Origin of the sequence: Aliiglaciecola sp. 3_MG-2023 (genome assembly GCF_030548205.1) — a bacterium.
GTDB lineage: Bacteria > Pseudomonadota > Gammaproteobacteria > Enterobacterales > Alteromonadaceae > Aliiglaciecola.
This window is the reverse complement of record NZ_JAUORV010000032.1, coordinates 1-7,449: the sequence shown is the minus strand read 5'-3', so window position 1 is coordinate 7,449 and position 7,449 is coordinate 1. Positions and strand designations below refer to the sequence as shown.

7 protein-coding genes are annotated in these 7,449 nt (G+C 38.3%); all 7 read left to right on the top strand.

The features are described 5' to 3' along the window. Window positions 1-1,362 precede the first annotated feature (1,362 nt). The gene (locus Q4574_RS21305; RefSeq protein WP_303477682.1) at window positions 1,363-1,560 is read left to right on the top strand and encodes a hypothetical protein; all 198 of its coding nucleotides are present in this window, start codon (window positions 1,363-1,365) and stop codon (window positions 1,558-1,560) included. Between the two features lie 409 nt (window positions 1,561-1,969). Beyond that, window positions 1,970-2,632 carry a hypothetical protein gene (locus Q4574_RS21300; protein WP_303477680.1) on the top strand — a complete coding sequence of 221 codons (663 nt, stop codon included), beginning with the start codon at window positions 1,970-1,972 and terminating at the stop codon, window positions 2,630-2,632. Window positions 2,633-2,914: 282 nt separating this feature from the next. Next, window positions 2,915-3,100 (top strand): hypothetical protein, encoded by a 186-nt coding sequence (locus Q4574_RS21295; protein ID WP_303477678.1) that lies wholly within the window; start codon window positions 2,915-2,917, stop codon window positions 3,098-3,100. A gap of 11 nt (window positions 3,101-3,111) precedes the next feature. After that, the gene (locus Q4574_RS21290) at window positions 3,112-3,909 is read left to right on the top strand and encodes a short-chain dehydrogenase (protein ID WP_303477676.1); all 798 of its coding nucleotides are present in this window, start codon (window positions 3,112-3,114) and stop codon (window positions 3,907-3,909) included. A 530-nt stretch (window positions 3,910-4,439) separates the two neighbouring features. Further along, window positions 4,440-4,913, top strand: coding sequence for a hypothetical protein (locus tag Q4574_RS21285; protein ID WP_303477674.1), 474 nt, complete (start codon window positions 4,440-4,442; stop codon window positions 4,911-4,913). Between the two features lie 1,269 nt (window positions 4,914-6,182). After that, a complete protein-coding gene (locus tag Q4574_RS21280) occupies window positions 6,183-6,590 on the top strand; it encodes a hypothetical protein (RefSeq protein WP_303477672.1) in 408 nt (135 codons plus the stop codon). A gap of 120 nt (window positions 6,591-6,710) precedes the next feature. Further along, window positions 6,711-7,091, top strand: a complete 381-nt coding sequence (locus Q4574_RS21275; RefSeq protein WP_303477671.1) for a hypothetical protein — start codon at window positions 6,711-6,713, stop codon at window positions 7,089-7,091. The last annotated feature ends 358 nt before the right edge of the window (window positions 7,092-7,449 follow it).

Here is a 7,449-nt window from a genome sequence, read left to right as displayed (position 1 = left end):
GACAATAACACGTAGGCTCAGTCGCTTCGCTCCAATTTTAGCCTACGTGTTATTGCCCGTTATGCGGGTGTTAGGTGTCAAAAAAGGATTTCATTATGGATAATACAACTCAAATCTTAATATCTTGGTTTCCCTTGCTTCTTGTTTTATTAATTGCATAGGTAATTCCAATCATAATAATTTCTAGATCACAAAATGTTGGACGCCAAGAAAAGCTAGCATGGATAATAGGAAGTTTGTTTATTAGCTGGTTTTGTTTAATATTATTTTTGCTAATTGCACCATTAAAGCCTAATGATAAGTAACATGACACCTAACAAACGTATGTTGCTGACCCAAACTCGTGGCCATTGTTCGTGCCTCACAAAGTGTAGGCCACAAGTTTGTGCAGCAAATTCGGACGTTATGAGGTTAAAAAGAATTAATGTAGTGGCAGTCTAAACCTGCTCTCAACTGGTTATTTTTATTGATGTTTAGCTACCGTAATTCGTTCGTTTTTAAAACGTAATTGTTTATTATTTTTTAAGTTATTCAACGTAAACGTCACTCTTAATTTTGTTACTTCATTAACTTATGTTGTTGTTTAAATCGTGTGGTACAGCTTGCGGCTACATTTTGTTAAATAATCGGCGTGTCATCTTTCAAAACCATTGAAATCAACATTCCGGTTGTTTTTAAAAAACAAATAGGGTGTTATTAAATGTATAAACTTTTTGGGGTTGTCATATTGTCACCTCATAACAAACAAAAGCACCGGAAAAGCACTCGCTGGGCTTCGCCCAAATACGCTCTCGCTTTCCGCTGTTTTGGAAGTTATAGCGCTTTTCCTTGTTAATATCCTATTAAATGCAAAGGCGGGCTTTGTCCGTATTTCTTCGAGTTAACTACCGCTTTTTTCCGTAATCGACCAGCAGTTTAATTCACATTCAATACTTCCATCTCAACCAGTTTTATCAAACTCAGTCTCAAGTAACGTTTATCAATAGTTGTAGTTTTCTGGCGGTTTGGTTTAGTCTAGGATAATAATTTTAATCAATGTTGTTGTGTCACAGGCTTGTGGCGGCAAAGCCGCGATAGTGAAGTGGGTGGCGCAATAACAAACGTATGTTGCTGACCCAAACTCGCGGCCATTGTTCGTGCCTCACAAAGTTTAGGCCACAAGTTTGTGCAGCAAATTCGGACGTTAGAAGGCGCTAATTTAAGGTGCATAGTTGTTTTGAAAACGCGCGAAATGTCAACATCATTTCTTTTTTCTTCTAGGTGGTTTTTAAAACAATAAACGATTTGGCAGTAAAGGTTGTTTGAACTGTTTAGTAGTTTCAGGCTATCTTTAAACAAGAAAATTACAGGGGTTATTATCTGGTGGCTGTATTAGGTAATAGTGTTATTCAACAGACAAAGGATGTTTACAAAATGTTTATTGCGCCGTCTAACAAAGCAAATCAAGTACGCTCCTTCGTCGCCGGACGCATACTCGCTGGCTGGGGCTCATTCTTCGCCAAGTATAGCCAGCAAGCCTGCGCCGCTTATTTGAAACGTTATGAGGTTAAAAAGAATTAATGTAGTGGCAGTCTAAACCTGCTCTCAACTGGTTATTTTTATTGATGTTTGGCTACCGTAATTCATTCGTTTTTAAAATGTAGTTGTTTATTATTTTTTAAGTTATTCAGCGTAAACGTCACTCTTAATTTTGTTACTTTATTAACTTATGTTGTTGTTTAAATCGTGTGGTACAGCTTGCGGCTACATTTTGTTAAACAAGCGGCGTGTCACCTTTCAAAACCATTGAAATCAACATTCCGGTTGTTTTTAAAAAGCAAATAGGGTGTTATTAAATGTATAAACTTTTTGGGGTTGTCATATTGTCACCTCATAACAAACAAAAGCACCGGAAAAGCACTCGCTGGGCTTCGCCCAAATACGCTCTCGCTTTCCGCTGTTTTGGAAGTTAGCTCTTTCAAGGATGACCATGGATTCTTTAAAAACGAACAATAGAGATAGACTTGTAAGTGTCGCTAAAGCAGCATCTGGCGCATTGCCTTTTATAGGTTCAGCAGTTTCAGAATTACTCGACAGTGTTGTTCCTAATTTAAGGTTCGAAAGAGTAGTTTCATTTCTTCAAACTTTAGATGAGAGAGTGTCAAAAGTTGATGCGGAACTAAATAGCTTTAAGCGGAACTTGAACACAGAACAAGGAACCGATTTACTAGAGGAAGCGCTTGTTCAGTCTTCTCGTGCGGTATCTGAAGAAAGAAGACAGAGGCTTGCTTCTTTGACCGAAAAAGCACTGACTGGCGATAAATTAAAATATGAAGAAGCTAAAAAGATTTTAAATTTGTATCGTGAACTTACAGACCCAGAGGTTGTTTGGCTTATATATTATTCTTTGAGGCCTTCCCTAAGTCACGGCCCTCATACTGAATGGGTAGAAAAGCACCCTGACGTATTAAGGCCAATATCGAGAGAGATGTCTGCTCCAATAGAAAAACGAGAACTTGCTGCTTTACAAGATAGCTACAAAGAAACTCTTCTTCGCTTTGGGCTCACTGAAATGAAGGGAAAAAGCGCAAGTCTCACTACTCTCGGCAGAATGCTAGTAAATTACATCACAGATATAGACGAACAGAGCTAACAATCCGCTGTAGTCGGTCGCAAGCTCCCTGGGACAATAACACGTGGGCTCAGTCGCTTCGCTCCAAATTTTAGCCCACGTGTTATTGCCCCTAAGCGGGGTGTTAGAAGGCGCTAGTTTAAGGTGCATAGTTGTTTTGAAATCGCGAGAAATGCCAACATCATTTCTTTTTTCTTCTAGGTGGTTTTAAACACAAAAAGTGGTTTGTCATTAAAGGTTGTTTGAACTGTTTAGTTGTTTCGGGCTATCTTTAAACAAGGAAATTACTGGGGTTATTATCTGGTGGTTGTATTAGGTAATAGTGTTATTCAACAGACAAGGGATGTTTACCGCATGTTTATTGCGCCGTCTAACAAAGCAAATCAAGTACGCTCCTTCGTCGCCGGACGCATACTCGCTGGCTGGGGCTCATTCTTCGCCAAGTATAGCCAGCAAGCCTGCGCCGCTTATTTGAAACGTTATGTTTAAAGGAGGCTCAATTGAGCGCAGAGAGTAAATATCCAACTCCAGAAGAGTTTCTAATCAAAGTCCCCTTATATGAGAAAGTGGCTTATTCGGACGAAGACTTAGAAGAAGGTTCTAAAATACGATTTTTTTCTGAAACATTTGACTCATATTGCCCATCTTGTAATACGCATAGTATTTTTGAGCCTGTCGGGGGCTATAAGCATTACTCATATTATAGTTCGGACACGTGGCTAAATGCTGACTTTTTTGATATCACTGTTAGGTGTACACGCAATAAATCACACAAGTTAGTTTTCAAGTTTCATGTAGAAGAACAAAGCATACAAAAAATTGGACAAATACCTTCTATTGCAGATCTAAATCTATTTGACGTAAAGAAGTACTCAAAAGTATTGAGTAAACATTATTTTCAGGAATTTACCAAAGCTATTGGATTAGCTTCCCATGGAGTTGGTGTTGGATCTTTCGTATATCTAAGACGTATATTTGAATTTCTCATAGAAGAATCTCACCTTTGTGCAAAAGAAAAAAGCACTTGGGATGATGAGGTATATATCAGAGCGAGAATGAATGAAAAAATCGAACTTCTTTGTGAAGAGTTGCCTAGATTTTTAGTTGACAATAAATCCATTTATTCAATTTTAAGTAAAGGCATACATGAGCTCAGTGAGCAAGAATGCTTAGCTGCATTCCCTGCAATGAAAGTTGGAATTGAAATTATTCTAGACGAAAAGCTAGAAATCATGAAAAGAGAAAGGAAATTGCAAGAAGCTCAAAAAGCAATAGCATCTCTGAGTAGCAGCGTTTAAACATAACAAGGGTTTTCAAGTCGGACAAATTACAGTTGGCTTTTTGTTCGTGCCTCACTTATTTTAGCCAACTGCAATTTGCCGCTTAAAACGGCGTTATGAGGTTAAAGAGAATTAGTGTAGTGGCAGTCTAAACCTGCTCTCTACTGGTTATTTTTATTGATGTTTGGCTACCGTAATTCGTTCGTTTTTAAAATGTAGTTGTTTAATATTTTTTTAGTTATTCAACGTATACATCACTCTTAATTTTGTGACTTTATTAACTTATGTTGTTGTTTAAATCGTGTGGTACAGCTTGCGGCTACATTTTGTTAAATAATCGGCGTGTCATCTTTCAAAACCATTGAAATCAATATTCCGGTTGTTTTTAAAAAGCAAATAGGGTGTTATTAAATGAATAAACTTTTTGGGGTTGTCATATTATCACCTCATAACAAACAAAAGCACCGGAAAAGCACTCGCTGGGCTTCGCCCAAATACGCTCTCGCTTTCCGCTGTTTTGGAAGTTATGTTCCTAATGGAGTTTTTGGATGCGGATAAGTAACTTTGGAGAAACCTGCTTGGCCATATCTGGTGTCTGGTTGATTGCCTCCTCCATGCCTGATTTTTTGACTTCCATTATCACTATCAAAACCTCTAATCTGATTGCAGATGAGGGTTCCTTTTATTTTGGCACTTTGGTTTTTTTAATTACTAAGCTGGTAATTGGCTTGTTTCTGATTGCTACGAGAAAGTCTATTGGAAAGTTTCTTGGTTTCAATTCCCAATTTGACTCCAACGCTACTGAATTGTTATCAGCAGCAATATTCTTATTAGGTTTATATTTCATTTTTAATGGGAGTGTAGCTTTAGGTCAGCATTATTTAGTATTTAGAGAACAATCGGATACTGAGATGTATTATTTTTGGCAAGGTTTACTAAGTATAATTTGCGGACTCACTTTAAGCTTATTTTCTTTTAGTTTATCGAAAATATGGAGGCTTCTCAGGTTTGCCGGAACATAACAAACACATCATGTTCACTCGCTTCGCTCATTGGGACGCATACTCGCTGGCTCGGCTCATTCTTCGCAAGTATAGCCAGCAAGCCTGCGCCCCATATGTGAAGCGTTATAGCGCATAAGCCTTTCAGGTTACTGTTTAGCGCAAAGGTGGATATCTTCTGTATTTCTCCGAGTTAACTACTGCTTTTTTCCGCAATTCGCCTGCGGTTTATTCAATTCAAAATACTTCTTTCTCAAATCGCTTTTATCCAAACCTGTTCACAGTAACGTTTATCAATAGTTGCAGTTTTCTGGTTGTTTGGTTTAGTCTAGGGTAATAATTTTGATCAAGTTGTTGTGCTAACAGTTCGTGGCGGCAAAGCCGCGATAGTGAAGTGGGGGGCGCAATAACAAACGTATGTTGCTGACCCAAACTCGCGGCCATTGTTCGTGCCTCACAAAGTTTAGGCCACAAGTTTGTGCAGCAAATTCGGACGTTATAGCGCATAAGCCTTTCAGATTACTGTTTAGCGCAAAGGCGGATATCTTCCGTATTTCTCCGATTTAACTACTTCTTTTTTCCGCAATTCCCCTGCGGTTTATTCAATTCAAAATACTTCTTTCTCAAATCGCTTTTATAAAAACCTGTTCACAGTAACGTTTATCAATAGTTGCAGTTTTCTGGTTGTTTGGTTTAGTCTACGGTAATAATTTTAATCAAGTTGTTGTGCTAACAGTTCGTGGCGGCACTGCCGCGATAGTGAAGTGGGGTGGCGCAATAACAAACGTATGTTGCTGACCCAAACTCGCGGCCATTGTTCGTGCCTCACAAAGTTTAGGCCACAAGTTTGTGCAGCAAATACGGGGCGTTATGAGGTTAAAGAGAATTAATGTTGTGGCAGTCTAAACCTGCTCTCAACTGGTTATTTTTATTGATGTTTAGCTACCGTAATTCGTTCGTTTTTAAAATGTAGTTGTTTATTATTTTTTAAGTTATTCAACGTATACATCACTCTTAATTTTGTTACTTTATTAACTTATATTGTTGTTTAAATCGTGTGGTACAGCTTGCGGCTACATTTTGTTAAACAAGCGGCATGTCATCTTTCAAAACCATTGAAATCAACATTCCGGTTGTTTTTAAAAAGCAAATAGGGTGTTATTAAATGTATAAACTTTTTGGGCTTGTCATATTGTCACCTCATAACAAACAAAAGCACCGGAAAAGCACTCGCTGGGCTTCGCCCAAATACGCTCTCGCTTTCCGCTGTTTTGGAAGTTAGGAGTGCTGATGAGGCTGCATGTATTTTTACTATTGTTCCTAATGTCAGATGCGGTATTTGCAGAAGATAAAAGCAAATATACGCCAGAGCAATTGTTCGTGATCGGTACAGAGCTATTTAAAGAAGAAAGAAAGGAGTTTGATCCTAATTTAGGACTTGAGTTCCTACTAGAGTCAGCGAAGTTTAAATACGAATTCGCTCCGTTTGGTTTGTGTGTTTCATTATCAACTGAAAAACCAATACTAGACTTACAAGAAGCTTATGCTTGGTGTTATGTCGCGCAAAAAATTGGAAATAAATATTCAAATATGGCTTCTCAAAGAAGCGATGAAATACTAGGTAAAATCCTTTTAGATAGCGGTGTTGCAGCAGTTGAGAAAGCTAAAAAACTCGCTATCTCTAGATATCAGGAGTAGGCACTCCTAACAAACGCATTAAAATGGACGCCTAACAGTTGGCTGGCGCTCATTCTTCGCTAAGTTTAGCCAACTGTTATCCGCCATTTATGCGGAGCGTTATGTGCTTTAAGGTATCTGATGCTGTCAATCACCAATGAAGATAAAGAGAATCAACTTAAACGTTATTGTCAACACTGGTTAAACTTACTTGCCACAAATGAATTTGAAGGTGCGGCAAAGCTCATTGATATCAAAAATAACTACGGTGTTGTATGGGCAGAATCCGAGCTAAGAGACGCAGTTCAAGGTTATTTTGGAAGCAGTGTCCCTGTCAGTTTTCAAAACGAAGATATAGCGAATTGTTACCCTGAGTATCTAGAAACCGATTCAGGCTCATTGATCTTCGGCTTTTACTTACCTGCTAATGGTGAGATAACAGACTTAACTGTTGAATTTGAGTTCGTACCAACAGGAAATCACGAATATGCTGCAACAATCAACGATGTTCACGTGCTCTAGCATGCACGCACATAACAAGTTGCCTAAGTTCGCCGCAAAAAGCGCGGCTGGGACAAATACTCACTGGGCTTCGCCCAACAACGTTCGCATTTGCCCCTTGGCAAAGCGTTATGAGGTTAAAAAGAATTAATGTAGTGGCAGTCTAAACCTGCTCTCAACTGGTTATTTTTATTGATGTTTAACTACCGTAATTCGTTCGTTTTTAAAACGTAATTGTTTATTATTTTTTAAGTTATTCAACGTAAACGTCACTCTTAATTTTGTTACTTCATTAACTTATATTGTTGTTTAAATCGTGTGGTACAGCTTGCGGCTACATTTTGTTAAATAATCGGCGTGTCATCTTTCAAAACCATTG